Source organism: Aeromonas sp. R2-4, from assembly GCF_040908365.1.
Taxonomy (GTDB): domain Bacteria; phylum Pseudomonadota; class Gammaproteobacteria; order Enterobacterales; family Aeromonadaceae; genus Aeromonas; species Aeromonas veronii.
In genome coordinates this window covers 342,746-369,555 of the sequence record NZ_JBFODO010000018.1, presented here as the reverse complement: position 1 = coordinate 369,555, position 26,810 = coordinate 342,746, and the positions used below count along the sequence as shown (strand labels likewise).

The following is a 26,810-nucleotide window of genomic DNA, read 5'->3' as shown; positions in this document are numbered from 1 at the left end:
TTCTTGGATTCATAGAAAAACGGGGAGTGAATTGAAAAGGCGATCTCTGCATGTACTTGTCCAGATGGGGTGGTTAGAATTGATTCCTGCGGAGATCTCGAAGAAACACTTTCTTCAACTTATTGACTTCTATCGGCTGGAAGGTAATAGCCTTGCAACTATCAACAGGAAAATTGTATCTATAACAAAGCTCTTGGGCACTGCCATTGATGAAGAATTGATCCACTTTAAGCCCTCTGTTCACCTCTTTAGGGAATGCAACGCCAGAACGAGATTTATAACTTGCATGGAAGAAGATGCCCTTCTTTATTGGCTTCGCGAATTAGGATTTGATGAATCGTGGCATTTGACTCGGTTTCTTATTGATACTGGATGCAGATTTGGAGAGTCGATGTCGATACAGCCTCATAGTATAAATCGAAAAATGAAGAGTGTCTTATTCGAAAATACCAAGAACTCAATGCCTCGAAAGATTCCTTTGACAGCTCGCGCATTGGAGTCAGTACTAAAATGGAGTGATTTAAATTACCAGACATTTTATAAGCAATTTACCTTAGCTCGAAGGTATGCGAAACTAGGTATAGATGTCACACCGCATACATTGAGACATACCTGCGCAAGTCGTTTGGCTCAATCTGGCGTCCCAATGGCTATAATTAAAACTTGGCTTGGACACAGAAGCATCCGAATGACAGATCGTTATGCACATTTAAATGATTCCAATCTAATCGAGGCACGAGACGTTTTGAATCATTTTAATGATAAATAGTACCTGCATTAGACTTTATTAACCGTCAAGATGGAACAGGGTATTCTTGCGGAAATAAACTTACATGTAGTTGTAAATTTTAATAGTTCAGCAATAAATTCGAGCCATTGGCATGCATCACTTGTCTTCGCAATGGTCACACCACCAACCATTCGGCCCCATAACCATACTTTCCCCACAATACCGACACATTCGCATCCTTGGCTCCTTGTTTGTAGGGATACTCATGGACTGTGACCACCAGGTATCTGCGCTACTAGGCTGTAGGGAATGTCGTTCCTTGCCGTATTGATAGCGGGAAGCCAACGGCGAGCGGAAGCTTTGTTGACGGGACTGAACGCAGCTCTGGCGTGAACAGTAGCCCCCATGGTCAAGAGCGGGACTAACAAGCTGGCAGTGCTTGCAGGACTTTGAGATCAGCGAAGGGGATAGACTTGGTTCTCCATTACGATCTGCAACCTGAGTCTGCTGTGATCGCTCCTGCAACTGCCGTTCCCTCAGTTGTACAATTTCAATGTGTCTCTGACGTTCTTCCTCCCGTGCCAGCCTATTTTGCTCACGCCTTTTGATTTCCTGACGCTCATGCTCCAATTGCTCAGCCAGCCATTTGTCGGCTTCAACCTGCCACTTCTGCAATACCTGTGCTTCACCAGGGTGATAGATCCAACCAAGACAATCATTCTGCTGGGAAAGGATCGTTATCAGCCAAGTGGTGGTATCCATGTCTTGCGGACGCTGGTCCCCGTAGAGATGTTTTCCAAAATTAGAGTACCGCACAGACAAGACTCCAGTGTTGGGATGCTGTTCGATGAACTGCTCCAGCCAAGCTGGTGAGTCGGGATCATTGACTGCGGGGAAGTGCAGCGCGAGGAACCAATCCTGCTTATTCACCAGCTGAAATAATCCCGCCGGAGCGTTATGAGAGCAGGCTTGTGATACTGAGCGGACGGCTATCTTCGGGTGTTCAGGGGTGACCAGCTTTAACTGGTTCTCGAATAGGATGCTATGTGCGGGGGTACTGATAATTTGCAAGGCATCAAGCTTGGAGAGCAACATAAGCCTGACACTGGTTTCAAAGGCAAGCTCGCAATCATCACTACTCCCGTCATGATGCGCGAAACAATGTTCGTACTTCTCGCCCTTCCTTGCCACTAAACGTCCGTTGCAACTGGGGCAGCGGCACCCACATTGAAGTCCGCGCTCCACTTGATCAACAGAAACGATAGCTCCGGTACTGGTCTGAATGGCAAAGGGGATTTTGTTTTCCATCAATCAACTCCCAAAATTACCTTTCAGATGAGAGATCGTTAATCCCATCGATTACCACAAGCAATCCCGTTATAAAACCCTAAAGGAGACGGTAACGCACAAAGACTATGCTGATGTGAGAAGTTATCACCACGATCTGCGTGTAAAAAGGCGTCTAACGTCATGGGGCCTCCATTTTCCAAACAGTAACAACCAGTGAGTTGACAGGCAAGTGCGGAAAACAGAAGCGAAACAACATGAAACCCAACGTAATTCCACAGTTAACTGGAGGGCTGGATGTGTCTTTATTGTCCATCAGAAAGGCACGAATCGCCGTCTGGAGAGTACCTTTAGATGACCCGTCATTATTGGGGCGAAGGGTCTGGACGTCTTCCATTACGGATCCTTCGCAGAATCAAGGATGTGTGTGTCTGGGGTCACAAGGAATACGCATCAGCCACTAGCCCCACATTAGTCGCCAAGTCCGCAGCGCCTTCTAAGGTCTAGTGGTTCAGTGGATTTTAAAACCAAGAGGAACCCTATGACTCCAAATTTCACCAAGGTGAACGGCAACAATACTTTCACCACTCTGCCAGTGACGGCACAGTCTCCCTATCTACTGGATCCAGACATCAAGTACAACCCTGCAGGTGACCTGAAGTGCTTCTTCACTGTCGAGGATAACGACTATTGGCGCTCTATTATCGAGCAGTGCACAGAAGACCTGAAGGAATACGCCACAAATGTCCACAAAGGTAGTGGTAAGAAGCCGTGCTTATCTGTCGACCTGCCATGGATCGAGAATGATGATAGGACGATCACTTTTAAGACCAAGCGAATTGCTTCGCTCAAGAAGAAGGACAATAAGATAATCAGGATCACTGTTCCCCAGTTCGACGTTAAGTGCCAGCCAATCGTGCCAATGGTTGACATCTGTGAGGGATCCACCATTTGTCTGAACGTGGAGATCTATAGATGGGCTGTCATTAATAAAGTTGGGGTTTCTCTGCGTCCTGTAGCTGTACAGGTGATTGAGCTGCACAAGCAAAGATGCCTTGGACGCAGTGCCGATGAGTATGGCTTTGGAATGAGGGAAGCTGGAAGCCCATTCTGAAACTGCTCTGACCAAACATCAAAGCAACGACATAGCTTTAGAAACTTGAGACCTCAAGGGAGGCCCGTTATCATGGGCCTTTCAATTGCCCCTATAGCTACTCCACTTCATGTGGATTACTTTGGTCGGGTTAGTCGTTACATCTTGATTTTAGAAATCTTGTTGATGGCAATCAGTTCCATCCCCAAGTGCCTGATTTATTTGGGCTCGCATTGATAACCCGTCGACCTGGTCAGGACCGGAAGGTAGCAGCCAAGGCGGGGGACTCGAGTGCCGGGATGTGGCTGGTAGGGCCACCACTTGTTTCTGCAATTCAATAAGTTAGCTTCCTAAAGCCCTTGGTCATCCACTTTGTGTGGACGACAAGGAGCTCATCGATGAATCTCTGGCTCAGTCCCCACGGCATCTGGTATTACCGGAAAGTCACCACGCTCCCCTGTGGTCGCCGCAAATAGGTCCAAAAATCCCTGCATACCCGAGACAAACTTTGTGCACGCAAAAAGGTGGCCAAGCTGTTTGCTTGCTTGTATGCGTTTCAGACCCAAGCCCATTCAGTTGCCTGCAGACGTCAATGTTGCCCCACATGAGCAATCAGTAGCCCGGAATCAGGGGGGGGTTATTGCTTGGTGACACGCAGGGTGGCGTTGTATTTGAGCCGACCATGGGAAATATGTCTGTTTATCTCGCTCAGTAGCGTCTCTTTATTGATGGGCTTGGTGATATACCCGTTCATGCCATGGGAAAGATAGTATTGCTTGGATTCCGGCATCGCATCAGCCGTCAGGGCGATGATGGGGATATCTGCCCAAGGCATCTGGGAGGTGCGGATCCGGGTGGTGGCCACCAGGCCATCCATCACTGGCATCTGGACATCCATCAACACCAGATCAAATTCGGTGTGACCCAGTTTCTCCAGCGCCTCTTCTCCCTGAACGGCCAGTGTGACCTGATGGCCCACGGAGTCGAGCATGGCGCCGATCACCTTGCGGTTGGTGGCATTGTCATCAACCAGCAAGATGCGATAACTCTCCTGATCCAGCGGTTTGGACGGCAGGCAAACAATCGAGGGGGTCGTGGCTCTGGCGGGCCAGATGTAGGTAAAGGTACTGCCATGCCCTTCGCTGCTCTCTACCGAGATATCGCCGCCCATCAGGCGTGCGAGGTTACGGGATATTTCAAGTCCCAGGCCCGATCCGCCATATTGGCGGGTGATCGAGACATCCGCCTGGGCGAAACGTTGAAACAGGTTCTTTAGCTGACTTTTGCTCATGCCGATACCGGTGTCCTGGATCGAGATGCGTATCGAGTGGCGATCCTGCTCCAACAGGGTGCTATCAACATGGATCTTTACTTCCCCCTGATGGGTGAATTTGATGGCATTGCTCACCAGATTGAAGAGGATCTGCCGCACCCTCAGCGGGTCGATCATCAACCACTCCGGCGTATCGGGGGCAACAGTCAGGGTCAGTTTGATCCCTTTTGCATCGCAGTTGCTCTGCATCAGGGCCCGGATATCCTCCAGCAGCTGGGGCAAGTGATGGGGGGCCAGTTGCAGCTCGATCTTGCCCTCTTCCAGCTTGGATACATCCAGAATGTCGTTGAGCAGACCGAGCAGATGGCTTGCCGATTCCCGCGCCGTTTCCAGATAGTCTCGCTCCCTCGGATCCATATCCCGGTCGGCCAGCAGTGAGAGCATGCCGAGAATGCCATTCATGGGGGTGCGAATTTCATGGCTCATGTTGGCCAAAAAGCTGCTTTTGGCCCTTGTGCCGGCCTCTGCCGCCTGATTTGCCCGCAGCAGTTTGTCATTGAGCTGCTGCATCAGTTTGTGTTGCAGAAACGAGATATTCATTTGCCGCCAGATCAGCAGGGCGAGCACAAAGAGCAGCGCAAATTGCAGGGTTGCGATGAGTGTCGTCGTGATGATCTGCTCCCTCACGCTGTCGCGACGCGCCACATCAAACAGGGTCGCCTGCTGGTTCACCTCCAGAGTCAGCTGATGGAGCAGGGGGAGCAGGGAGGCAAGCTGTTGGCGCAGCTCCTGATGGGCAAGATTGTCGAGCGGCTTGGTGGCTTCCGGGCCGAGCCAGATATCCGCCAGAGAGATGTAGGATCGAATGGCTTTGCTTGCCTGCTGGTAGATCTCTGTTTGCTGAAGCAGGCTGCGATCCTTGCTCTCCAACACCAGATCCATGCGGCTGACCAGAATATCGTATCTGAGCTGGAAGGTCGGTTGCGACTCATGGAGCAGCGAGCTTTGAAAACGCAGCGCTTCGTTATATAGCTGGAAATAGTTCCACATCACGTTGTCTTCGCCCTGGCTGGTACTGCGCTGCAGATCCTGAAATTGCCGGTACTGGATGGTACCAATACCGGCAAAGGCAAGGAGCAGCACACAGAGCACCACAAACAAGAAACGTTGACTGGCCGCCATGGAACGCATGATGGGATCTACTCCACTTTTATCGCGCTGATCTGCCAGATAGCCCGACCGTAATAGAGCTTGTTTTGCAGTTCGGGATATTGATCGAACGGATAGACAAGGAACAGCGGCCCTTTGTCACGCACCGACAGTGGCTTGCCATTGATCGTGCGGGCGAGGATGACCCGATACTGCTCGGCATCGCTTGTCGGCACCTGTACCGAGTAGTCATTGAGCGCGGTAATGGTGAGCTGTTTGCCGGTTGCCCCGACCTTGGCCAATACATCTTGCAGCAGCGGGCCGCGAAAGGTCTTGGCTTCGTCATACCAGGGGGTATGGGTTTTAATTTCGTGTACCGGTAGTTGATCCAGCATGGCGCTGTCCCACAGGGCCAGAGACTGATGAGTGGGGCTGCTGATGGCGCCTTCAACCTTCAACACGGCGCTGTCAGGGGAGGGGGCTGCGTATGCGGTGCCGCAAAGGGCTGCCAACAGTGGTGCGATGTAAAGGCCTGCTTTCATGATCTCTCCTTCCTGGAATATGGCGGCATGGGGGCCGAGCCAACGGTGGCTTGTGAGCTGTGTGCAAAGGCAAGCAATAATCGGGCCCAGTCTAATGGGCTTGAATTATCAGTCATTTAGCCTGTTATCGGGCGATCTCGGCCCAGGTGAATTGCAGTTTGCAACGTTCGGGGGAGGTTAATTGCAATTTGGCAATCAAAACGAGGAGTGGGTGTCAGCGAATAAGACGCAAAGAGTATCATTTGGAGAACAAGTGCCGTGGCACTGCCCGGCATAACATTTGCAACGTGCTGAATGCCGTGACAGCAAATAGTCTGAGAATCGACAAGGAGCTAGCGATGGAAAGCATGACTTACACCCTTAATGATATCCAGGTAGTGGTACTGGAAAACGAGTTTGACGCGATGGCCGTCAGTGAGCTCCGCCCGTTGTTTGAAACCCTCTCGACCCACCCGGGAGATATCCTGGCCGATATCAGCGATGTTCATTTTATCGACTCGTCGGGGATCGGAGCCTTGGTATTTCTCTATAAAAGATTGATTATGAACGGGCATCAGATGGCCCTTGTCTGTGGACCCGGTCAACCTCATGACCTGCTGGAGATGCTGCATATCGACCGGGTGATCCCCTGCCATGAGAGCATCAAGGCCTATATGCGTTCCCGTGGCATGATGGCCGCTGCATCATGAAACGCTTTGGTATCCTGCTCTCGTCCATGCTGCTGTCGGGTTGTGTGCAGTGGCCGCCGGAGGGGTATGGCGGCATGGCAGAGGCAAGACCCACCCGTATTCCGGTCAATGAGGATGAACGGCGGGTCTGGTCTCGTTATGATGAGCGTCAGAAGGAACTCGACTTGCAGCTGACGGAATTAAAGCAAGCGAGTCTGCAGGGGTGTATGCCTGCCGAGTTGAAACGACTACAATCTCAACGTATTGATATCGAACGGGATATGCACGGACGGCTCTGGTCGGATGTAGCCTGGCGTCAGACCGTGTTGGCACAATCACTACAACAAGTACGTTTGCGGCTGCAACAGACAACAGCGGATGGCTGTCGTGCTGATTGGTCAGGGCTCCCCTTACGCCAATGGGGGCAGACGTAACAGACGAAAAGGATGTCTATGAAACGGGGCGCTCTCGAAGGATTGATCTGTGTTCTCTTGCTGTTGTTCACCTGCCCGTTACTGGCTTCCACCTTGTTGGCTCCCGGTGATCGGTTGGCCATAGTGCAACCCGGTGAGCCTGCTTTTGATCAGCCTTTCCAGATCAACAAGCAGGGGGAGATTGCACTGCCTGAAGTCGGCAACCTAGTGGTGGGGGGGAAGACCCTGCAACAGGCGGATGAACTGATCCGCACCGCCCTCAAACCTGTTTACAACAACCTCTCTCAATTGACCGTCACCTTGCTGGAGAAGCGGCTGCTGATCAGCGTGATGGGCTATGTCAAAAAACCCGGCAGTTATGATCTGGCGCCCGATGGCAACGTGCAGATGGCCCTCGATGCCGCTGGCGGTCTGGTGCCCGGTGCCCAGCTCAACAACATGCAGGTGCGGCGCGGCAGCACGGTATCTAGCTTCGACTACAAGCGTTATCTCGATACCGGTGATGCCAGCGTGTTGCCGCCATTGCAATCCCTTGATGTGGTGTTCGTACCCGCCTCTCCGCTGATCGGCAACGTGCAGATCGATTTTGATGCGGCAACCCTGGCGGCGGGCGGGGATGGCGATACCGGCAAGGCGATCAAGGTGTTTGGCGAGGTCAACAGCCCCGGCGCCTTCAGTTTCAAGAGCGGCAACTCCATCGTGGATCTGTTGATGCGAGCCGGTGGGGTGACCCGTTTTGCCGGGGTGGAGCGGATCCGGGTGATCAATGGTGATGCCCCCGAGCTGTTCGATCTCAAAGCCTATCTCGACTCCGGCAACAACAAGTTGCTGCCCAATCTGGCGCCGGGCGCCACCATCTTCGTGCCCAAGGATGAAGAGCAGATAAAACGGGGGGCACGCACCATCTACATCATGGGAGAGGTGTTCAAACCCGGCGCCTATGAGGGGCGGGAAGGGGACTCCTTCCTCGATATTCTGGCCAATGCCGGTGGCCCGACCCGCTATGCCGAGAGTCGCCAGATCCGTTTGCTGCGCACCGATGGCACGATCGAACCCATCGACTTGCAGGCCTATACCGAAGGGATGCAAAAGGCGCTGCCCCAAGTCAAACCCGGTGATGCCATCTTTGTGCCGGAAAAAACCGATATCAACGAGAAGTCCTGGTTGAAAGTGGCACCCGGGCGGGCTGTGATGGTGATGGGGGCGGTGCGGATCCCGGGCCGCTATGAATGGTCTGACGAGATGTCGTTGCTGGATCTGATCGCCCACGCCGGTGGCCCCAACGAGCGGGCCGATATCGCCAAGGTGCAGATCCTGACCGCCGAAGGGGGGCAAGCGACACCGACCCTGTTTGATCTCGACAAGTTTCTCCATCAGGGGGGGGCGCTCGCCAGCCTGCCAAAGATCCGGGCCGGATTCACCATCATGATCCCCGAGCTGCCCACCGATCCCAGTGACAACAAGTCCCAGTGGGTGCGCCAGTCACCGGACAGTTCCATCTATATCTTCGGTCAGGTCGGAGCCCCCGGTCGCTATGCCTTCAATGAGCAGATGGGGTTTATCGACATCCTGTCTGCTGCCGATGGTCCGACTGCGGCGGCGGATCTGCGCAATGTGCGTATCGCCCATCGCAGTGGCAGCACTGCGCGGGTCAGCAAGCTCGACCTTGCTCTCTACTTTGAAACCGGCGATGAAACCTTGCTGCCCAAGGTGCTGCCCGGCGACTCCATCTACCTGCCGGAGAAGAATCGTCCCTGGCTCGACGAGCCGAAGGAGAACACCATTCGGGTGCTGGGAGCGATAGCCCGTCCCGGTCGCTACCGCTTTGACTCCTCCATGACCCTGCTGGATCTGCTGGCCGAGGCAGGGGGCCCGACCAGCAGCGCCTATATCAAGAAGATTGTGGTGATCAACATGGCCACCAGTGGTCAGGGGGATCAGGCCCGCAGCTTCGATCTCGACGGCTTTGCCAAAGAGCCCGACTTTAGCCAGTTACCGGTGCTGCGCGCAGGGGACACCGTCTTTATCCCTGACAGCAAAAGCAGCAACTGGGCCATCTTCATGGATGGCATGCGCGACATCCTGACCACGATTTCGGTGGTGGCCCTGGTCGGGACGCTTTGATATGAGCATCCCCATTCAATATCTGGAGCTCGAATCCCTCTACGCGGCGACGGTCGCCCGGGGGATCCGCTCGCTGGCGGTCACCTCGTCGGAAGGGGGGGAGGGGGTGAGCTCAATCTGCGATGCGCTGGCAAGGCGCTCGGAGGCGGATGGGCTGCGCACCCTGCTGGTGGATCTCAACCTCTATCATCCCGGCCGCGCCACGGCGGTTGCCTGGGGGCCCAATGATGTGCCCGAGCCGGTGGCCACTGGTCGGTCGTTGTCGCTGCTCCCGGCGCCGGGCAAGGATCTGATGGCTTTTCGCAACAAGGATACCTTGCGTCAGCTGCTGGTTCGCTGGCTGGAGCATTACGATGTGGTGATCTTCGATACCTCGCCGCTCACCGCTCTCAATCGGGGCAATATTCCGGCCGATCAGGTGTGTGGGGCCTGTGAAGGGGCGCTGCTGGTGGTGCTGGCGGGAGTGACGCCGACGACCGTGGTACAAAGTGCGGTGGATAAACTGACCCGTGCCGAGGCCAATCTGATTGGCGCTGTCTATAACGACAAACTCAACCCGGGGCTGGCCAGCGAGATCCTGCGCGAACTCAACCGGCTGCCCAGCAACCGGGTGACCGAATGGCTCAAGCGCTGGTGTCGGCGCAGTGCCTTGCTCAATTTCCGGATCTGATCGCCCGCTGATGGAGGCCCGATATGGATGACTGGTTGCGATCTGCTCCGGCAACCCTGCAGTCGGTGCGCGAACTGCGCAACCGCCTGGCGCAGGGACTCTCCCTGTTTCAGGTCTCCCCAAAGGATCAAGCCAACTGGCTGCTCTGTTTCAGTGAGCTGGCCACCAATAGCGTCAAACACACAGTCCCTCCCGCGACAAGGCTCTGGCTCACGCTGAAAGAGGATGAAACGGGCTTGAGTCTGATACTGGAGGATGATGGCGGCCCGCAGCCCGGCCTTGCCAGCGCGCCGTTACCCGATGAGCTGCAGGAGGGGGGATACGGGCTGGCGCTGGTGCACCAGCTGTTTGCCGAGGTGCACTTCTCTCGCGACGGTGATCGCAATCGCGTGACCCTTCGCCAGCAGGGCCCGGTCAACCAACTGCCGGTGATCGCGGTGATCGACGATGACAAGGTGATGCGTGCCCTGCTCACCGCCTATCTCCATGAACACTATCGGGTTGAAAGTTATGCCGACTCCCATGCCGCCCTGCTGGCGCTCGGAAAGCAGCCCCCCGCGCTGGTGCTCTCCGATATCGAGATGGAGGGGATCGATGGCTTTGGGCTGCGCCAGCAGTTGATGAAGGATCCCAAGATGAAGGGGGTGCCCTTTATCTTCCTGACCGGTCATCAGGATCAGTGGACCCAGAGTCGGGCAGGGGCGCTGGGGATCGATGACTTTCTGGTCAAACCCATCACCAAGCAGGACCTGTTGCTGGCGGTTTCGCGGGTGCTGCAACGCTCGGAGCAGCTCAAGTCGCAATGGGGCGAGCAGCTGGATCAGCGCATGACCTCGGCGCTGCGCCCGTTATTGCCCGCCACCTCCATAGGGGGATACCAGCTGGCGTTGCAAACCCGCGCGGCCACCGTGGGGGGCGGGGACTTTCTGCTGGTCAAGGATCGGGTGTTGTGGCTCGGGGATGTGATGGGTCACGATGCGGAAGCCAAGTTTTTTGCCCATGCCTATGCCGGTTATCTGCGAGGCTTGCTGACGGCGCACGATCTGGAGCGCGCCCCCGCCCGTTTGCTGACCATCTTGTCCAATGCGGTTCACAGTGATCCGCTCCTCGGGGCTACCCTGCTCACCACCCTCTGCATTGAACTCGGCAACGAGGGGCGGGTGCAGTGGGCCAGCGCGGGCCACCCGGCGCCCTGGCTGGTCGGGCCCGGCACCATCCGTCAGGTCGGCGTGACCGGCCCCTTGCCCGGTTTGCGCCCGGATCCCCACTTCGTGACCAATGAGCGTCAGCTCAAGCCCGGCGAGATCCTGCTGTTCTGGACCGACGGCCTGCTCGATAGCCGTGACGCAGAAGAGCGCCAGCGCTGGGAGGCGCAGCTCAAGGCGATCTGCCTGACTTCGGGGCCCGGTCTTGAGCAACTGGCTCATCGCATTGCCCGCTGGTTTGATGAGCGCATCAATGATGCCGCCCTCGATGACATGACCCTCTTGCTGGTCGCCTGTCCCGGCGCCTGATCCTGCCCCTCTTCGCCTGACTGGCCCGCTCTATGCAGCGCCTCATTTCAGGTGGCATGGAGCCACGGGAGGAGGGCCTTATGTTACCCATGCAGCAGATCTGGCTGGCCATCGATGCGCGTCAGGTCGGTGGAATAGAAGTTCACATTATCCACTTGGCCAACGATCTGCTGGCCAGGGGATTTCGCCCCACAATAGTGCTGGTGAGCAACCACGGCATGACCCCCTTTACGACCCTGCTCAAACAACAGGGCTTGCCCTACGAGGTGTGCCACAACAGCCGCGACTTTATGCGCCGTCTGGCCCGCCAGCCGGCTTCTGTGCTGATCCACACCCACGGCTACAAGGCCGGGGTGCTGGGGCGGCTGACAGCCTGGTTTACCGGTAAATCGGTGGTCTCGACCTTTCACAGCGGGGATGACGGGGAGGGATTGCTGAAGTTTTACAGCTGGCTGGATCGCACTACAGCGCGTTTTGCGAAGTGTATTGCAGTAAGCGAGCCCATCGCTCGCAAATTGCCTGTGCCAAGCACGGTGATCAGCAACTTTGTCCCCATGCCTGCGACGCCGGCTACGGTAACTGGCAACCGGATTGCCTTTGTCGGCCGCCTCTCGCCGGAAAAGGGGCCGGAGGCGTTCTGCCAGCTGGCTGCCTTCTGCCCGGAGGGGGCGTTTCATCTCTACGGGGATGGCCCCATGAAAAGCGGCTTGTTGCAGCAGTATGGTGATCGCGTCCAGCTTCATGGTTTCCAGAACATGGCCAATGAGTGGCACAACATCGACCTGCTCTGCATCACCTCCCGCTTTGAAGGGTTGCCGCTGGTGGCCCTGGAGGCGATGGCTCACGGCATACCGGTCTGTACCTTTGCGGTGGGGGGCCTGGTCAATCTGATCGACCATAAATCCAATGGCTGGCTGGTGGAGCCCGGCCATGTGCGGGATATGGCGGAGCTGGTCAACTACTGGCTGCGCAGCGATGGGGTGGTGCGCAGCAAAATGAGTCAGGCGGCCCGCAACACCATAGCCCGCGGGTACAGCGTCAACAACAGAGTGACCGATATTCTGGCCGTCTACGGCGCCTGAATCACCGAGAAACCTGTCAAAACGAGTGGCCGCTGGCCACTCGTTTTTTTATGTGCCGGTGTTATGGGGAGCAGGGGGCGGATTGCTTCTGTGATCACGCAACGCTTGGGTTTCTGCAGTGGGTCACGCGGACATCAGGCCTGTGGATGGGGCCAGATGATGGCGATCAGGCCGCTGACTTCTTTGTGATCACCATTGATGTGCCACAAGGATGCGCCATAAAAAAGGCCATTGCAGTAGCAATGGCCTGATGGGCGTTGATATGTGGTTGAGGTTGATGGGGCGGGATTAGCGCCCCTTCTTGCCAACCATGATGGCAATCGTCTTGCCGATGATATGCACATCCTGCACCAGCCAACGCCAGGGGTGGAGCAGGGCGACCGAGTAGGCCAGATCGAACGCCAGCTTGCTGCGCACATCATCCAGCGACTCGTCGTAACCCTGATTGACCTGTGCCAGACCGGTAATACCGGGGGCCACTTCATAGGTGCGTTCGATAAAGTACGGCACCGCATCTTCTAGCCGGTTGGCGATCCCGGGTCGCTCCGGCCGGGGGCCGATCAGCGACATCTCCCCCTTGAGCACATTGATAAACTGCGGCAGCTCATCGAGCCGGGTTTTGCGCAGAAAGTCGCCGCTGCGGGTGATCCGGCAGTCCCCCTTGCCACACCAGATCGGCCCGGTGCCCGCCTCGGCGTCGGCGCGCATGGTGCGAAACTTGATCATGAAAAAGAGCTCGGTATGGGTAGCGTGGCTGCGCCCGATCCGCAGCTGACGAAAGAACACCGGACCCGGGCTATCGAGCCGGATGGCCAACATGATCAGCGGCCACAGTGGCAGCGTCAGCAGCAGGCCAAGAGTGGCACCGAGCAGATCCATGCTGCGTTTGACCACCAGGGTCAATCTTGGAATGGGGTGTGTCATACGGCTTTCTCCTGTGACATGAAACGTATGGGGGCGCGCAGGCAGTAGCGCAGGGTGCCCATGCCGTTGTACCAGTGTCCGAGCACTAGATAGTGGATCTTGCGAAACAGATTGGGCCAGGGGTGCACAGGGGTCAGCTGGATCAAGATGACCAGCAGATACCCCAGCAGTTGCAGCCCCAGCAGCAGCTGAAATAGCAGAGATTGGGTGGCCAGCGGGATGGCGCAGAGCCACAGCAGGGTCAGGCAGAGCGGCATCAACACCCGCAGCCCCTTGCCACTGGCAAAGTTGAAGGCAACCCAGCCGAACTTGGGGTGCAGCAGGGGCAGCAACCGCAACAGCTGCTGGGTGTTGCCAGCCCCGATCCGCTTGCGCCGTGTCGCCTCCAGCGCGGCATCGGAAACTTCCAGCTCCAGTGCGGCGCAGCGATTGTCATAGACAGCGCGATACCCCTTGGCGATGGCTTGCATCGGCAGGATGAAATCGTCGTTGATGGTATCGGCGGCCAGCGGGGTGAGGCACTCCCGGCGCATCATGTAAAAGGCCCCGTGGGCCCCCAGCATGCCGCCAAGGGCCGACTCGCAGAGCTTGATCTGGCTTTGATAGTGCCAGTAACTCTCCTCGCCCTGGGAGCCCGGTTGCCAGAAGCGGTATGCTTCCCCGACCACCCCTACCTTGGGATCGGCAAAATGGGCGACCGCCAGCAGCAGGCTGTCGATGGGCAGCAGGGCCGAGACATCGGTGAGGGCTACCAGATCGCTGTGCACCCGGGTCATGGCCTCGTTGAGCACGGCGACCTTGCCGCGATTGCGGGGGTGATCAAACAGCCTGATCTGCAACTGCTGCAGGGCGGGATCACCAAGCTGGCTTAGCGCAATGGGGTAGCTGTTGTCGCTGCAGCCGTCGAAATGCACATGCACCCATAGCTTGTCGGCGGGGTAATCGAGGCTGGCGAGGTTTTGCAGCTTGGCCGCGATGGTCGCCGCCTCGTTATAGACCGGCATCAGCAGGGTGATGGTCGGCAGCGCCTCATCGGCGGTGTCTGTTTTGAATCCCCGATCCATGGGGCGGGGTGGATTGGCGACCTTGCGCGCCTGCCGACCACCGAATTTGAGTAGCAGGGGATAGCCGACATGGTGGTAGACCACCAGTACAGCGCACAGCCAGAACACGATCATGATCCATTCCATGGGATGCTCCTCTGGTCATCGGGTCGCTTGATCAGCGGCTGTAAAGCTGCTGATAGGCCTGAGCCATCCGGCTCAAGCTGCTTTGCTGGCACACAAACTCTCGGGTGACGGCACGCAGGCTATGGCACTGCAGCAACCCTTGTGCCAGAAGCTGGGCAAGGCGGCCGGGATCCCGCTCCGACAGAATATGGCCGCTGGCCTGACAGACGATCTCTCTGGCCGCCCCCACGTCGCTCATCACCACCGGTACCCCGCACGCTTGTGCTTCCAGCACGCAAAGCGGCATCCCCTCCGCCAGTGAGGGGAGGCAGAAGAGATCCAGCCCCTGATAGAAGCGCGGCATATTCTCGACCAGCCCCAGAAAATGGACTCGATGGGCGATCCCCAGCTGCTGACACTGTTGTTGCAACGCATTTTGCAAACTGCCGACCCCTGCCAACGCAAGATGCACCTCCTCCGGCATGGCGCGGATCGCCTCCAGCAGCAAGGTATGTCCTTTGACCGACTCAAGGCGGGCGGCGCAGCCAATCAACTTGACCCCTTGCGGCAATCCCATCTCCTGACGGGCGAGGGCGGCGGCGCCCGGGGCAAAGCGCTGCTCATCGATGCCGTTGGGGATCACGGTTGGCGACAGCTGGCCCAGCTTGGCCAGCAGCTGGTTGGCCACTGGCGTGGCATCGGCCACCAGAATGGGTTTGAAGGCGCGCAGTCCCCACAGGGCCAGCGTGCGCTGATGGGGATCATCGAGATACCAGGCATCGTGCTCGGTGTGTACCAGGGTGGGCACCCGGGCCAGCCGACTGGCGAGGCCGCCATAGAGCATGGGCCCCAGATGGTGGGTATGTACCGCGACGGGCTTCAGCTGGCGCAGCAATCGGGTGAGCCGCCAGAGGGTCGCCAGCGACCAGCCCGCGGGCTTTTCCAGGCAGTGAATGCGGTCTGCGAAGGGATGCAGGGCGGGCCATGCCCTTAGTACATCCCCTTTGTGCCCTTCGAGGGAGATGATATGCACCGGCTGCTCGGCAGGGCTCGCTTGCGTGAGGTTGAGCACCATGGTCTCCAGCCCGCCGGGCTGCAGGTGCTGCACGATTTGAACGATGGAGCTTCTGCGGGGATGGGGTCTGTGCGACGGGGTTGATGACAACATGGTTCGCGCTCCGGCAAGGGAAGGGGTGACACCCCGGATAGCGGGAGAATGCGAATCTTGTACCACTCTTGCGATCTTCCCACAGAGGCGATCAGCTCCTCTGGTGGCACTGCCTTTGCATTGTACGGGGGGAGGGCTTTTCTCAGGGAGTGATGCCATGCCTGTCCAGTTCTATTACAACCTCTACATCATTCTCTTTGCCGCCTGGCGCCGTCGTTATCTGCTGGTGATCCCGGTACTGGTGATGCCGCTGGTGGGCGTGACGGTCGGCCTGCTCACCCCCAAGGAGTATGAGAGCCGCACCACCTTTATGGTGCCGCAAGATGCCAACCAGACCCCGACCCTCAAGGATCTGATCACTCAGGAGAGTCTCAAGGATCGCTTTGCGGTGCTCGAAGCCCTGCTGCGCAGCCGCTATGTGCTGGACGGGGTGGCGCGGGATCGCGGTCTGGTCAATGACGAGACCCCGCCAGCCCAGCGCGATGCCATCATGGACTGGCTCTCGAGTGCCGTCTCGCTGCGGCTGATTGGCGATGAGGTGATCGAGATAAAGGTAAAAGCGGATTCGGCGGCCAACAGCGCCGGTTTGCTCGAAGCCATTTCGCGGCGCTTTTTCTTCAACCTGCTCAGCAAGGGGCGCCAGTCGGCGGAATCGTCCGAACGTTTCCTGCAAAGCCAGCTCGACAGTCGCCGCAGCGAACTGCAAGAGGCAGAGCAGCTGCTCGCCGATTTTAAACGGGAGCATGCCAGCGCCTTGCCCCAGCAGCAGAGTACCAACGTCGCCCGTCTCTATGGTTTGCAGGAGCGCTATGCCGAGAGCCTGATCACCTTGCAGCAGGCCAAGGCCCGGGTCGATCAGCTATCGCTGGGGCAGGAGAGCCAGCTGGCCCGCCAACTGGATGAGAAGCTGCAACTGATGCGCACCGAGCTGGTATTGCTGCGTGCCCGCTACAGCGACGAGCACAGCAAGGTGCAGAGTCTGCGCTATCAGATTGACCAGTTGCAGCAGGAGTTCGAGCAGCTCAAATCCCAGCCGGATATGGCCCGCGGGCCCGAGTGGCAGCTGGCCCAGACGCAGTTGACGGAGGCGGAGCAAAACGCCGCCGGCCTGAAGAGCCAGCTGGATGGGCTGGACAAGGTGGTCGACTCCCAGGGGGATACCGAACGCCAGCTCGCCGAGCTGGAGCGGGATCTGGCGGTCAAGCGCACCCTCTATCAGGATTTGCTGCTGCGCTATGAGAAGGCCAAGGTGACCGGCGATCTGGGCAACTTCGAGCAGGGGGAGCGGATCAAGGTGATCGACAAACCCTTTGCCCCCAGCAAGCCGAGCAACTACCCGCTCTGGCTGTTTCTGCTGGCGGGCATTGTTGGCGGGTTGGGGCTCGGCTGCGGTCTGGCGCTGGTGGCGGAACTGGCGGATGCCAGCCTGCGCCGCTCCGATCAACTGGCCGCCCTGGTCAAGGCGCCGGTGCTCAGCCGCATTCCCTACTGCGAGCCGGTGCCGGACTATCCATCCCACAGTGATCAGGCGCTGGATGGGCAGGTATTGCCCTTGTCACCAGAGCCGGGGTGATTGCCACAAAAGCTGGCTATCAGACGGAATCTGAATATTTCTGAAAAGGCTTTGTGATAAGGCCTTTTTTATATCGTGCATTTGGCGGAGTAGGAATCATGGCAAGCCGGTAAAACAGGAGAAAGGATTCATTTTCTATTTTCGTTTCTTGACGGTAGTTTTACCCAGTGGTACAAGTGGAGCCGACTCAGACCTATTGATAATGGACTCACAAATCAGTCGCTGGTTGGTAATACAGTGATTTTAATATTATCTATTGGTTGTGATGACGAGTGGTAGGGCGGAGTTAGATGGAAGGCGTTACTAACACATTAATAGCGCTTTCCATCTAATTACTGTTATGTGAATTATTGGAATCCTACGTAAGTGATTGAAATATGATTTCTGAAGACAACTGGCAAGATCACTATTGGAACTATTTGGCTCGCCTCGAAGTCGGTGCAATAGACCGAAGTTTTGAAGACTTAAAGCCTTGGGGTTCTTTAGCTGAAGATTGTATGAACTTAGCTATTAAAGCTCCATTTCTCAAAGGTAAAAACTCAGGTTCAAAATCCATCAAGCTTTCTGCTGCATTTTTGAAGCGTACCATGAGTGATTTTAGAGGTGCGTGGTTATTGATTAATTGGGGTTATCCTTACCAAGCTGCATGTGTCGCTGCTTCACTTTATGAAAATGCACTTGTTGTTAATTGCCTTGTTGAGTGTCAAGACTTGGCTGATGAAGTTCTACTTAACAAGAATGGTGATGTTCCTTGGGGGGCTCAAAAACTTTGCAAAATGGCAGCATACAAAGATTTATACGGGAACATTCCGGATGAATTTCCAAATGATGATGAATTTAATACGGCTTGGAAAATGTGTTATCACAACTACAAGCTATTGTGCAAAATGAAGCACCCTACGTTACAACAGGTAGCAGATGAGACAAGGTCTGCCTTGAATCATAAAGGTGAGTTTGCAGTTATCCCATTACCGGACACTCGTAACGAAAGCCTAGCTTTGAAGCATATGTTGATGATTATCTGTATTTCCAAGCTGTTCTCTGCCACCAAATGTTTTGCAAAGGCTGTCGATTGTGCTTCTGATGATCCTGAACATGAGCAATTTTATAGTGAAGCACTAAAAGTGTACTCAAATTTAAAAAGATGTATCGGTGAAAGTAAAATTAAGGATATTTCGATCAAAGCATATGGGTTTAAATTCACATAACAAACTGTTTAAGAGTGGTGAAATCACATGTCAATATGGCAATAACGTCACGACCGGAGCCAGTTCGAGAGTAAGTGTTTTTGGGGTGGGACGAAGTGGCAAGCTGGGAGGGTTTGGTTAGTTTAAGAGAAATATTGCAAAAAGACCGCGAATGTCCGATTACGCTGCGCTAATCGAACCTACAGCCCTTGCTTCCGGAAAATATCGAATGCTGCAAGGCAGCTTATTTCAAACGTGAGGATTGATGAATCAACTCATGGCGCTCACTGATGACTACACGTTATGCGTCGCAGGCACTGGTACGGAATACCGCTTGTGCGCTCCCTATCTGCTCCCCGAAGCGGTAGACCCAATAGCCATGCAGGCTGTTGCCAATCAGTCCCTCGCCCTACATCCCTGTGCTGCATTATCACAAGATGCTTCAAGAGCTCGGAGCGCTGCCGCCTTTATGTTGCTATGTGTGGGACGAGCCGCGCAGGCCGAAGCCATTCTCCGAGAGGTGATCTCCGCGCAGATGGTTTCAGAGGACGATGTTGCTCGCGTTAGCTCAGAACTACGCCTGGTGCAGGTTTTGCAGCGGCTCGATCGTGCAGATGAAGCTGTCAGCTTGGCCACCCAAGTTGTTTGTCGGTTGCAACCAAAATCCCTTATGCGGCATTTCGCACTGCATCATCTGGGCAAGGCTCTCGCACAGACCGGTGCTTATGACAACGCTCGCGCCGTGTTGTCAGAGGCGCTCTCTCTACGCCAGGCGCTGGGCAAGAGTGAACTTATCGCATCCACTCTAGAGGCGTTATCGTTGTTGCCCTCAGAAGAACAAGCGGCGCAGCATCCATATGGTCAGACCTGGCATATTGGTCAATCGGGCGAATTTCGTCAGGGCGACTAGCCTTTTCGCGCTGTATTCAGGTCATCACCGCCACAAAAAAATCAGGGAGCCATAGCTCCCTAATCGCGACACACGGGGTGATAAATCAGCCGATGGCAGGCGTTTGTTGCCAGTTAGCTTGCTGCAGGCGTCCCTGGTTACGGCGTTGATAGCGCCAGGCCAGCAGTAGCGGCATACCGAGCAGCAGCTGGGCGGCCAGCGGGATCTCCTCGATGGGGGCGGCCAGTGCCCCTTCCGGAATAATGCCTCCCTCAATTTCGGCCGCCAGTTTGAGCTCCAGCGCATTGCCAAAGTCGGCGAAGGTGGTGGCATTGATGACAAACGCATCCTGACCGCCCGCCACGTTCTCCACATACCACTCTTGCAGCACCCCATCGGCATAGTCCTGACCTATGGTGATGCCGTTGATGGTGTCGATGCCGGAGGCGAGCAGTTGATCCCGCACGGTAGAGGTATCCAGCCCGTTGTTCTGGATACCGTCACCTGACACATCCATCACCTGGCGGGCGGCGGTGTAGTTGTTGGTATCAAACTGCTGGGCACCAAAGGCCATGGCCGAACCGGGGGCCGTCATCCCCGCATAGGGGCGGACCAAGGCATCCAGGGTGGCGGCGAAGTTGTTGATGGAGGTCATGTCGTAGAGGTGGAACCAGTCAGTCATCACGCTCTGCTGGTTGCTGCTGCTCCACATGATCATCTGTACGGCGATGGACCCGAGTTTGCCGCCACTGGTGTCGAGGATGGCGCTTTGTACATCCTGACTGTAAAAGGCGTCCACATACCCCTGTAATTGCAGATTGAATTCCGATGAACTGACGCTGCCCGACACATCCATCAGCAGTTGCAGTTCGGTATCGACTTCGGTCAAGGCGTATGCGGGGGAGGTTACCAACAACATCCCCAGCAGCCCTGCCAACGGTTTGAGTTTCATTGCTCACTCCTTCTCCCTGGCGCTAGTGCCAGCAGGGTGGAATGAATAAAGCGTGCCAGCTTTGTTGCATCCTCGGACTTGGCTTGATCCGGGTGAGGTCGGGCAGGCATGGAACTTGCGAGAACTTGCGACAGAGGTCAAAAGCACTGATATCCGGCAGGAGTTGCGATGGAGATCCGTCCCTGGCAGTGGGCACCCAACTGGCTGCTACTTGGTTTGGCCAATCAGTGGGGCATGGTGTGGCTCAATATGGGCCACTTCAACCTGCTGGTGGTGTTGCTGATTGCTATCTGGTGGCAAATTGCATCGCGGGTTGCACCGAACTGGCGTCCGCATCCACTGGTGCTCGCCCTCTTTATCCTGCTGATCCTGATCCCCAGCGCCAGCTGCAAGGCGCTGGCCTGTCTGTTGCTGGTGGCCTCGCTATGGCGCCGTCATCAGAGTGGCGATGAGCGGGCGGTGTTGCAGATTGTGCTCGCCTTTACCGTGGCGGTGTTGTGGGGGCAGCAGGTGTTTGCCCTGCTCTCCGGCCCTGTGCTGGCGCTCGATGCCTGGGGGGTGGGCCAGTGGTTGCAACTGCTGGGCTGGGAGACTCGCCTTGATGGCAATCGCATCGAGCGGTTGGGGGGCCATGCCCTGATTGTGCTCAAGGGGTGCTCCTCGTTTTCTCAACTCTATCTGGTGGTGCTCTCCTGGCTGGTCTCCTGTTGCTGGCTGGCGCCTGAGCGCCCCCTCTACCGGCAGTGGCCCATGTTGCTGCTGGTCTGCCTGCTCTATATCGGGGCCAATCAGTTGCGGTTGGTGCTGATGAGCCTGGATCTGCGCTGGTACGGCTGGCTGCATACCGGCTCGCTGGCCCAGCTCTACCAGTGGGCCATCATGTTGCTGGTGATGACCATCCTCTTTATCCGGGGACGCCGTGATGCATCTATCTAGGGGATATCTGTTGCTGTTGCTGGTGGCGCTGCTCAGTGCTGCCGCCATGGGCTGGCGTTATCAGAACCGGGCAGTTAACGAGGGAGCCAAGCCCATGCTGCTGGAGCTGGTCCAGATGGGCTGGCGCTTGCGGGTGGCTACGCCGGTATTGGGCGGCACCTATGTCAGCTATCAGCTGGCCCATCCCCGCTGTGACGGCCTGCTGCAGGCCATGCTGGTGGCGCCTGATCGGGAGGCGATGTCAGTGACGCTGGCGGGTGAAGGGATGAGTCAGGGGGTGATGTTTTTAGGCGAGCTGCACCAGAGTCCGCCGCTGTTCTCGTACCGTCTTACCCAGGGTTGGCGCAAATTGTGGGGGCTGGCCCCTTATCCCCTCTATCGGGTGGCTTTGCCAACCTCTTGCCTCGGCCTTATTGCGCCGCCGCTGGGGTGACCGCCCCCGATTCACCGTTTGGCAGAATGCGGATCAGCAAGGTATTGGGGGCCAGCATGGGGTCATAGCGGGGCTCCAGTTCAATGGCGCGAGAGCCCAGCAAACGGGTGAGTGCGGTCAGCCGCACGCTCGCCATCCGCGCACTCTCCAGCATGTCGGTTTGCAGCCCTGGGCCGCTTACCAGCGCAATCCGGGCCGGATCCTTGCGGCCTAAAAACTGATGCAGCAGCTGCTCCTGATCCGCCGCAAGTTGCGTCTCCGCGTTCTGGTACTGCAGTTGCAGCTGGGGCTGTTCGGCCAGTTGCTGTTCCCGCAACTGGTTGAGGATCGGCAGGGTCTCATTGACCGGCTCCTGACGGGCGCAACCGGTGAGGATCAGCAACGGCAGCATCAGGGGCAACAGGCGGTGCAGGGCGCTGTCTTTGGCTGTTGAGCGGGGAATCTGGTTGGCCATACGCAGTCACTTCAGGAGGATGAGTTGGCACCAGTTTGCAATGTTTTCAATCCCTTGGCCAGTTGTTCAATCTCGCGGCGCCACTGGATCCAGGCGGCAGAGGGCAGTTGCTCTGCCACCTGCCAGCGGGTCGGCAGCTGATCGCGCAGGCGTTCCAGTAGCAGGGCGGCCTCCACCTGATAGCGGGCCTCCTGCTCCAGCCAGGCGAGCCAGCGCAGATCCTCGATGGCTTGCTGCAACAGCAACAGATCGTGGGAGAGGCGGTGCGCCTCGCAGGCTTGCGGGCCGAGCAGCATAAAGTCGCTCTCCCGCCCATCGGTGGGGTCATAGGGCAGGGCGGTGGGCATGCGGCCATGCCACTGCAAATAGCCCTCGGCGCCGCTTTGCCACAGATAGAACCCGGCGGCTCTCGGGGTGCCCAGATTGTAAAACCAGGGGGTGACCTTGTGCTGGCGTACCCGCGCCACATCGGCCTTGTCGGCGCCAAAGCCTGCGTTGATCAGGGCAATCTCCACCTCTGCCAGCAGACCATCCTGACCCGGATGATTGAAGTGGCCCGCGCGGATCACCGCCGGATCCCGCCGTTTCATCTCCCGCGCTAGGGTGGTGATGGCGGGCAGGGTGGCAAGATCCGGCTCATCAAACAGGCTCCATGCCAGTGGGGGCAAGCCGCTGGCGGTCAGCCCCTGTTGCCGCGCCTGCCACTGTTCAAGCTGGCTGGCAGGGTCGCCCCCCCAGCGTTTGAGCGGGGTATAGGCCAGCAGGGGCGGCACAAAGCCGAGCCCGGCCGCTTCTCCCATGATCTCCCGCATCCCCGCTTCATCCTGTGGCAGGGCGGGTGAAAGGCCGCTGATCCCCAGCTTGGCGAGCCGCTGCAGGTCGCAGCGACTGGCCGCGGCGATCTGCTCTTTTAACGCTTCGGGATTGGGGCTCAGCCAATTCAGATAGGGGGGCGCTTCGACATAGATGCCGACCGGCTTGCTGGCCGCGGGCAGGGCCAGCGGCAGCACCTCGATAGTCAGCGGTAACTGCACCAGTTGCTGTTGGCTGAGCAGCTGAATATTGCCGAGATAGCGCCCCGCCGGCGCATCGCGTGGGACGGTGATCTGCAGTACCAGACGCCGAGGTACGCCTGCCAGCAGGGTGAGTCCGGCGATCCCCTCGACCAGCTCCTGATCCGAGGGGGCTAGCAGGGTGCCGCTCGCCTGCGGGCGAACCAGATGCCACTTGCCGTAATAGGGGGTCAGCGCTAGCGGCGATCCTGCCTGCTCGGGGGGTTGGATCACCAGCAAGGGTGCCGGATCGTCGGTGGCGGCGTGGATGGCAAACTCCAGCAACAGCTGGCTGCCACGGGCGGCCAGCACCGGTTGTGAAGCCTGCTGCAACGCATCGGCCGCAGATAGCGGGGCGATCTGCAGGGTTGGGGCGACATCCGGAATGGGCGTGAGGCTCAGTTGCTGCGAAGCTGGGGCTGGGGCTGGGGTTGGGGAATAGGGAGCCAGAGTCCACTTTTCCAAAAACAGCTGGCGCTGCTTGGTCAGCACGCTTGCGGTAGCGTCGGCCAATACGGCGTGATCTTTTCCGCTATTCGGGAGAGCCTCTTTGCTGGTGGGGGCCGGAGAGGGGGCAAGCAGCAGCCCTGCCAGGTATTTGGCATCCGGTGAGTGGCCCACCAATGTGATAGTGAGCGGGCCGCCGGGGTGGTTCAGGGTGACATGGACCGGGCCGCCTTGACGAGCCCCGAACAGCTGCCAGGGATCCGGATTTGGCAGTGCCTCGCGGGATTGTCCCGCCAGATAGCGCTGCGTGAGCCACTCCTGTGGTTGCCACTGTTCGGCCCAGATGGGCTCGCCATTGACCAGCACGCTGCGCTCGAAGGGATGGGGCAGGTACTCCCATTCACCTGGGTCATCCAGCCAGAGGGTGAGCTGGTAGCGCCCCTTGGCGACCTCCAGCCGTACGCCATCCAGATTGCGCAGCCCATCGCGCACAAGGGCATCGCCGGAGGGGCGCAAGATGGGGGTGGGATGGCCAATCAGCCGGGGATCCCCCGGGCTCAGGGGCTCAAAGCCGGTAAAGCGGGGGGCGGTGGAGGCCCCCAGATCCAGCGCAATGGTGCCCTTAGGCAGGGTCAGACCGGGCACCCAGTACCAGCGGTGAATGGTCATGGAGGGGGCGTTATCGGCCATAAAGAGATAGAGCTTGGTGAGTTTGTCCAACGCCAGCGCTCTGGGTTGGCTGGTGCGCCACTCGCTCAAGGCAAAGCGCTGGGTGAAGGGGCCGGGTGCGACAATCCGCTCCAGATTGACCCGGCTGCGGTAGTTGACCGAGGCCTCGTCGTCGATACGCAGGATCAGGGTTTGCGGGTGGGCGCTGGGGTTATGGCCCTCGATCACCAGTTCATCATCGCTGCCTATTGGCCAGTTGTGGGTGCTCAGATCGAGCCGCTGGGGTGTCTGGTTACTGGTTAGGGGCAGCGGGGTCTGCCCCTCCAGCCGGGTGGCGGCCATTGCTGCATGGCAGCAGAGCAGGATAACCAGCCAGAGCCCTCTGCTCATCCGGCCAGCCCCTTTAGCCAGTTGTTCAGCTCGGCAGCCTTGTGATCCCAGCTTTGCAGGGCCACCTGCTGTTGGCGAGTGTGGCGCCCTTCGCTGCGGGTGAGCCCCTCCCAGCCACTCTCCTGAAACCAGCCCGGATTGGGTTGATCAAAGGCGGCCCGATTGATGGCCTGGGCCAAGCTCTCCCCACTGCGGGGGAGCTGGATCTGATCCCGATAGCCATCGAGGGCCGGAAAATCGGTGCTGACGATGGGTCGCCCTGCGGCCAGATATTCGCGCAATTTCAATGGATTGCAGGCACGGATCTGGGCGTTGTCGACAAAGGGCAGCAGACTCACCTGCCAGTGCTGGGCATAGGCCGCCAGCGTGTGATGGGGACGGGGCCCCAGCAGATGGATATTGGGGAGCCCCTTGAGGGGGGAGATATCGGTCTGGACCGGGCCAATCAGCACCAGATCCCAGTGTGGCAGGGCGGCGGCCGTCTCTGCCAGCAGAGGGATATCAATCCAGTCGCTCAGGCTGCCGTAAAATCCGGCAATGGGGCGGCCGGAGGGGAGATCCGCCGGACGCTCTCTGGGGGGCATAAACAGCTCGAGATCCACGCCGTGGCTGAGGAGCCGGGTTTTATGAGGGGGAAAGCGGCTGGCCAACGCGGGGCTGGCGGCCAGAATGAGATCCGCTTTTTCCACCAGTCGGGCTTCGCAGTGAGCGATGGCCTGATGATCCACCCCCGCCAGCGCCGAGAAGTCATCGCCGCAGTAGTAGATTACTGCCCGCTCTTCGAGCTTGCCAATCAGATCGACGGCGCTGGGCAGGGAGATCCAGAGCAAGGGGCGATCCAGCTCGGGCAGCTGACGCCGGATCTGCGCCGCTAGCCAGTGGCCATTGATCTTGCCCGCCAGCCGACTGCCGGGCAGCGGTAAGGCGAGCGGCGGCAGAACCCGGGGGCTGCTGGCGTCGATTGGCGCAACCGACTGGCCGCCAGCATGGCGCGCGCCGCGCAGCACGGCCCCCACTTTGCGGACGATGCGGGTGAGATCATGAAGGGTAAAGCGGGGACAGCGCATGCCGATGGAGTTGACCCAGAGCACTTGATAATCGGGCAACAGATGCTTGATCAGGTGTTGGGTGCTGGAGGGGTGCTGGCCCCAATCCTCTCCCAATACCACCAGTTGCGGCAGTGAGTGTGGTTTCATGCAAAGGTCTCCGAAGCGTGTGCGAGGTCGCTGTGATCTTGTGGCTGCAACGGGCGCAGTACGGTGGCCGGTACACCCGCTGCCAGCACACCGGCGGGCAGATCCCGGGTGACGACGCTGCCTGCGGCGACAATGGTGCCGGCACCTATGGTGACACCGGCCATCACCATCACCCCGGTGCCAAGCCAGACATCCTGCTCCAGCACAATGGCCCCCACCTGTTCATCGCGATCCGGTTTGCCAAGGGCGCGATCGCGGGCGTTGACCGGGTGCCCCGGGTAGCCCGCCAGAAAGGCACGGCCAGCAATTCTGACGTTATCCCCCAGCACTATCTTGCTGCCCACCGCCAGGGTGGTCTGCCAGCCAATCCCGACATTGCGGCCAATCACCAGCCTTGGTGTCTGGCTCGATGCCCGGCCGCTGATGGTCATGGCGGCGCTGAGGCGGCAGTCGGCGCCGATCTCGATGGTGACCGGACCGCTGATATAGGGGATGCCGCCATAGAGGTAGAGGCGCGGGGCGGGGGCCGTCAGGCGAGATTGAAACAAGGGGGTCCACCAGAGGGTGCGGGTCAGGGTCGCCAGCGCGTTGCTGCCGAGCAAATAGAGGCGATAAAGCAGCCGATGCAGGGGAGGGATCACTGGGCATGACCAGTGGCGGGCACTTTTGGCCAGTCGCCATACCCGGCGGGCCAGTGGCGTTTCCCCCTGTTTGGCCCAGCTTTTCATCCGGTGCAGGTTGATGGTGTTCATGGCGACCTCTCCCTCTGGTGCAGTCCGTTGCTCGCTAAGCAGAAAGCAGGGAT

The 26,810-nt window shown here is 57.9% G+C and carries 24 protein-coding genes and 1 other RNA gene; 14 read left to right on the top strand and 11 right to left on the bottom strand.

All coding sequences use genetic code 11. The features are described from left to right. Nucleotides 1-769 (top strand): tyrosine-type recombinase/integrase (locus tag AB5Z05_RS10120; protein ID WP_368151342.1); only part of this gene is annotated, 769 nt, incomplete at its 5' end. A gap of 117 nt (nucleotides 770-886) precedes the next feature. Here the strand turns inward: AB5Z05_RS10120 and AB5Z05_RS10115 are convergent. Further along, nucleotides 887-2,038, bottom strand: a complete 1,152-nt coding sequence (locus tag AB5Z05_RS10115; RefSeq protein WP_368151340.1) for a hypothetical protein — start codon at nucleotides 2,036-2,038, stop codon at nucleotides 887-889. Nucleotides 2,039-2,558: 520 nt separating this feature from the next. Between AB5Z05_RS10115 and AB5Z05_RS10110 the strand changes: the two genes are divergently transcribed. Further along, entirely contained in the window at nucleotides 2,559-3,131 is a 573-nt protein-coding gene (locus AB5Z05_RS10110) for a hypothetical protein (protein ID WP_043168335.1), read from the top strand. 199 nt (nucleotides 3,132-3,330) lie between these two features. Beyond that, nucleotides 3,331-3,424: signal recognition particle sRNA small type (gene ffs / locus AB5Z05_RS10105), an RNA gene on the top strand. Nucleotides 3,425-3,747: 323 nt separating this feature from the next. Here ffs and AB5Z05_RS10100 read toward each other — a convergent pair. Beyond that, entirely contained in the window at nucleotides 3,748-5,574 is a 1,827-nt protein-coding gene (locus tag AB5Z05_RS10100) for an ATP-binding protein (RefSeq protein ID WP_368151338.1), read from the bottom strand. An 8-nt stretch (nucleotides 5,575-5,582) separates the two neighbouring features. After that, nucleotides 5,583-6,074 carry a molybdopterin-dependent oxidoreductase gene (locus tag AB5Z05_RS10095; protein ID WP_043819743.1) on the bottom strand — a complete coding sequence of 164 codons (492 nt, stop codon included), beginning with the start codon at nucleotides 6,072-6,074 and terminating at the stop codon, nucleotides 5,583-5,585. 338 nt (nucleotides 6,075-6,412) lie between these two features. Here AB5Z05_RS10095 and AB5Z05_RS10090 point away from each other — a divergent pair, with 338 nt between their 5' ends. The 6 genes from AB5Z05_RS10090 (at nucleotide 6,413) to AB5Z05_RS10065 (ending at nucleotide 12,566) form a co-directional block, all read left to right on the top strand. Beyond that, entirely contained in the window at nucleotides 6,413-6,763 is a 351-nt protein-coding gene (locus AB5Z05_RS10090; RefSeq protein WP_005333409.1) for an STAS domain-containing protein, read from the top strand. Beyond that, entirely contained in the window at nucleotides 6,760-7,176 is a 417-nt protein-coding gene (locus AB5Z05_RS10085) for a hypothetical protein (RefSeq protein ID WP_127007661.1), read from the top strand. Before AB5Z05_RS10090 ends, AB5Z05_RS10085 begins: the two co-directional genes overlap by 4 nt. Before the next feature lie 18 nt (nucleotides 7,177-7,194). Further along, nucleotides 7,195-9,300, top strand: a complete 2,106-nt coding sequence (locus tag AB5Z05_RS10080) for an SLBB domain-containing protein (RefSeq protein WP_005351417.1) — start codon at nucleotides 7,195-7,197, stop codon at nucleotides 9,298-9,300. Between the two features lies 1 nt (nucleotide 9,301). Then, the gene (locus AB5Z05_RS10075) at nucleotides 9,302-9,970 is read left to right on the top strand and encodes a tyrosine-protein kinase family protein (protein WP_005360129.1); all 669 of its coding nucleotides are present in this window, start codon (nucleotides 9,302-9,304) and stop codon (nucleotides 9,968-9,970) included. A gap of 23 nt (nucleotides 9,971-9,993) precedes the next feature. Continuing rightward, nucleotides 9,994-11,484, top strand: coding sequence for a SpoIIE family protein phosphatase (locus AB5Z05_RS10070; protein WP_167556306.1), 1,491 nt, complete (start codon nucleotides 9,994-9,996; stop codon nucleotides 11,482-11,484). 80 nt (nucleotides 11,485-11,564) lie between these two features. Next, nucleotides 11,565-12,566 carry a glycosyltransferase family 4 protein gene (locus AB5Z05_RS10065; RefSeq protein WP_368151334.1) on the top strand — a complete coding sequence of 334 codons (1,002 nt, stop codon included), beginning with the start codon at nucleotides 11,565-11,567 and terminating at the stop codon, nucleotides 12,564-12,566. A gap of 288 nt (nucleotides 12,567-12,854) precedes the next feature. Here the strand turns inward: AB5Z05_RS10065 and AB5Z05_RS10060 are convergent, their stop codons facing one another. Genes AB5Z05_RS10060 through AB5Z05_RS10050 form a run of 3 tightly spaced genes read right to left on the bottom strand, consistent with a single transcriptional unit; the run spans nucleotide 12,855 to nucleotide 15,827 of the window. Further along, entirely contained in the window at nucleotides 12,855-13,490 is a 636-nt protein-coding gene (locus AB5Z05_RS10060) for a sugar transferase (RefSeq protein ID WP_113739419.1), read from the bottom strand. Then, on the bottom strand, nucleotides 13,487-14,680 hold the full coding sequence (locus AB5Z05_RS10055) for a glycosyltransferase family 2 protein (RefSeq protein WP_323891728.1): 1,194 nt from the start codon (nucleotides 14,678-14,680) through the stop codon (nucleotides 13,487-13,489). Before AB5Z05_RS10055 ends, AB5Z05_RS10060 begins: the two co-directional genes overlap by 4 nt. A 31-nt stretch (nucleotides 14,681-14,711) precedes the next feature. Next, a complete protein-coding gene (locus AB5Z05_RS10050) occupies nucleotides 14,712-15,827 on the bottom strand; it encodes a glycosyltransferase (protein ID WP_368151332.1) in 1,116 nt (371 codons plus the stop codon). Nucleotides 15,828-15,984: 157 nt separating this feature from the next. Here AB5Z05_RS10050 and AB5Z05_RS10045 point away from each other — a divergent pair, with 157 nt between their 5' ends. The 3 genes from AB5Z05_RS10045 (at nucleotide 15,985) to AB5Z05_RS10035 (ending at nucleotide 19,497) form a co-directional block, all read left to right on the top strand. Beyond that, nucleotides 15,985-17,400: a GNVR domain-containing protein gene (locus tag AB5Z05_RS10045; protein ID WP_194496155.1), complete on the top strand. Its 1,416-nt coding sequence runs from the start codon at nucleotides 15,985-15,987 to the stop codon at nucleotides 17,398-17,400. 377 nt (nucleotides 17,401-17,777) lie between these two features. After that, on the top strand, nucleotides 17,778-18,608 hold the full coding sequence (locus AB5Z05_RS10040; protein WP_368151330.1) for a hypothetical protein: 831 nt from the start codon (nucleotides 17,778-17,780) through the stop codon (nucleotides 18,606-18,608). A 244-nt stretch (nucleotides 18,609-18,852) separates the two neighbouring features. After that, nucleotides 18,853-19,497, top strand: a complete 645-nt coding sequence (locus AB5Z05_RS10035) for a hypothetical protein (protein ID WP_368151328.1) — start codon at nucleotides 18,853-18,855, stop codon at nucleotides 19,495-19,497. Nucleotides 19,498-19,582: 85 nt separating this feature from the next. Here the strand turns inward: AB5Z05_RS10035 and AB5Z05_RS10030 are convergent, their stop codons facing one another. Then, nucleotides 19,583-20,428, bottom strand: coding sequence for a DUF1194 domain-containing protein (locus tag AB5Z05_RS10030; RefSeq protein ID WP_368151326.1), 846 nt, complete (start codon nucleotides 20,426-20,428; stop codon nucleotides 19,583-19,585). Nucleotides 20,429-20,596: 168 nt separating this feature from the next. Here AB5Z05_RS10030 and AB5Z05_RS10025 point away from each other — a divergent pair, with 168 nt between their 5' ends. Beyond that, a complete protein-coding gene (locus AB5Z05_RS10025; RefSeq protein ID WP_323909163.1) occupies nucleotides 20,597-21,364 on the top strand; it encodes a hypothetical protein in 768 nt (255 codons plus the stop codon). Continuing rightward, nucleotides 21,351-21,797: a hypothetical protein gene (locus AB5Z05_RS10020; protein WP_368151324.1), complete on the top strand. Its 447-nt coding sequence runs from the start codon at nucleotides 21,351-21,353 to the stop codon at nucleotides 21,795-21,797. The genes AB5Z05_RS10025 and AB5Z05_RS10020 overlap by 14 nt, the downstream gene beginning before the upstream one ends. Here the strand turns inward: AB5Z05_RS10020 and AB5Z05_RS10015 are convergent. Genes AB5Z05_RS10015 through AB5Z05_RS10000 form a run of 4 tightly spaced genes read right to left on the bottom strand, consistent with a single transcriptional unit; the run spans nucleotide 21,775 to nucleotide 26,757 of the window. Beyond that, a complete protein-coding gene (locus tag AB5Z05_RS10015) occupies nucleotides 21,775-22,251 on the bottom strand; it encodes a hypothetical protein (protein WP_368151322.1) in 477 nt (158 codons plus the stop codon). The genes AB5Z05_RS10020 and AB5Z05_RS10015 overlap by 23 nt on opposite strands. A gap of 11 nt (nucleotides 22,252-22,262) precedes the next feature. Next, nucleotides 22,263-24,809: a hypothetical protein gene (locus AB5Z05_RS10010; RefSeq protein WP_368151320.1), complete on the bottom strand. Its 2,547-nt coding sequence runs from the start codon at nucleotides 24,807-24,809 to the stop codon at nucleotides 22,263-22,265. Then, nucleotides 24,806-26,005 carry a glycosyltransferase gene (locus tag AB5Z05_RS10005; protein WP_368151318.1) on the bottom strand — a complete coding sequence of 400 codons (1,200 nt, stop codon included), beginning with the start codon at nucleotides 26,003-26,005 and terminating at the stop codon, nucleotides 24,806-24,808. Before AB5Z05_RS10005 ends, AB5Z05_RS10010 begins: the two co-directional genes overlap by 4 nt. Continuing rightward, nucleotides 26,002-26,757: an acyltransferase gene (locus AB5Z05_RS10000; protein ID WP_040069217.1), complete on the bottom strand. Its 756-nt coding sequence runs from the start codon at nucleotides 26,755-26,757 to the stop codon at nucleotides 26,002-26,004. The genes AB5Z05_RS10005 and AB5Z05_RS10000 overlap by 4 nt, the downstream gene beginning before the upstream one ends. Nucleotides 26,758-26,810 lie beyond the last annotated feature (53 nt).

Bases quoted from the DNA above. Each gene is read 5' to 3' on its own strand.
- AB5Z05_RS10115 (WP_368151340.1), bottom strand. From the start codon at position 2,038: ATGGAAAACAAAATCCCCTTTGCCATTCAGACCAGTACCGGAGCTATC.
- AB5Z05_RS10110 (WP_043168335.1), top strand. From the start codon at position 2,559: ATGACTCCAAATTTCACCAAGGTGAACGGCAACAATACTTTCACCACT.
- AB5Z05_RS10100 (WP_368151338.1), bottom strand. From the start codon at position 5,574: ATGCGTTCCATGGCGGCCAGTCAACGTTTCTTGTTTGTGGTGCTCTGT.
- AB5Z05_RS10095 (WP_043819743.1), bottom strand. From the start codon at position 6,074: ATGAAAGCAGGCCTTTACATCGCACCACTGTTGGCAGCCCTTTGCGGC.
- AB5Z05_RS10090 (WP_005333409.1), top strand. From the start codon at position 6,413: ATGGAAAGCATGACTTACACCCTTAATGATATCCAGGTAGTGGTACTG.
- AB5Z05_RS10085 (WP_127007661.1), top strand. From the start codon at position 6,760: ATGAAACGCTTTGGTATCCTGCTCTCGTCCATGCTGCTGTCGGGTTGT.
- AB5Z05_RS10080 (WP_005351417.1), top strand. From the start codon at position 7,195: ATGAAACGGGGCGCTCTCGAAGGATTGATCTGTGTTCTCTTGCTGTTG.
- AB5Z05_RS10075 (WP_005360129.1), top strand. From the start codon at position 9,302: ATGAGCATCCCCATTCAATATCTGGAGCTCGAATCCCTCTACGCGGCG.
- AB5Z05_RS10070 (WP_167556306.1), top strand. From the start codon at position 9,994: ATGGATGACTGGTTGCGATCTGCTCCGGCAACCCTGCAGTCGGTGCGC.
- AB5Z05_RS10065 (WP_368151334.1), top strand. From the start codon at position 11,565: ATGTTACCCATGCAGCAGATCTGGCTGGCCATCGATGCGCGTCAGGTC.
- AB5Z05_RS10060 (WP_113739419.1), bottom strand. From the start codon at position 13,490: ATGACACACCCCATTCCAAGATTGACCCTGGTGGTCAAACGCAGCATG.
- AB5Z05_RS10055 (WP_323891728.1), bottom strand. From the start codon at position 14,680: ATGGAATGGATCATGATCGTGTTCTGGCTGTGCGCTGTACTGGTGGTC.
- AB5Z05_RS10050 (WP_368151332.1), bottom strand. From the start codon at position 15,827: ATGTTGTCATCAACCCCGTCGCACAGACCCCATCCCCGCAGAAGCTCC.
- AB5Z05_RS10045 (WP_194496155.1), top strand. From the start codon at position 15,985: ATGCCTGTCCAGTTCTATTACAACCTCTACATCATTCTCTTTGCCGCC.
- AB5Z05_RS10040 (WP_368151330.1), top strand. From the start codon at position 17,778: ATGATTTCTGAAGACAACTGGCAAGATCACTATTGGAACTATTTGGCT.
- AB5Z05_RS10035 (WP_368151328.1), top strand. From the start codon at position 18,853: ATGAATCAACTCATGGCGCTCACTGATGACTACACGTTATGCGTCGCA.
- AB5Z05_RS10030 (WP_368151326.1), bottom strand. From the start codon at position 20,428: ATGAAACTCAAACCGTTGGCAGGGCTGCTGGGGATGTTGTTGGTAACC.
- AB5Z05_RS10025 (WP_323909163.1), top strand. From the start codon at position 20,597: ATGGAGATCCGTCCCTGGCAGTGGGCACCCAACTGGCTGCTACTTGGT.
- AB5Z05_RS10020 (WP_368151324.1), top strand. From the start codon at position 21,351: ATGCATCTATCTAGGGGATATCTGTTGCTGTTGCTGGTGGCGCTGCTC.
- AB5Z05_RS10015 (WP_368151322.1), bottom strand. From the start codon at position 22,251: ATGGCCAACCAGATTCCCCGCTCAACAGCCAAAGACAGCGCCCTGCAC.
- AB5Z05_RS10010 (WP_368151320.1), bottom strand. From the start codon at position 24,809: ATGAGCAGAGGGCTCTGGCTGGTTATCCTGCTCTGCTGCCATGCAGCA.
- AB5Z05_RS10005 (WP_368151318.1), bottom strand. From the start codon at position 26,005: ATGAAACCACACTCACTGCCGCAACTGGTGGTATTGGGAGAGGATTGG.
- AB5Z05_RS10000 (WP_040069217.1), bottom strand. From the start codon at position 26,757: ATGAACACCATCAACCTGCACCGGATGAAAAGCTGGGCCAAACAGGGG.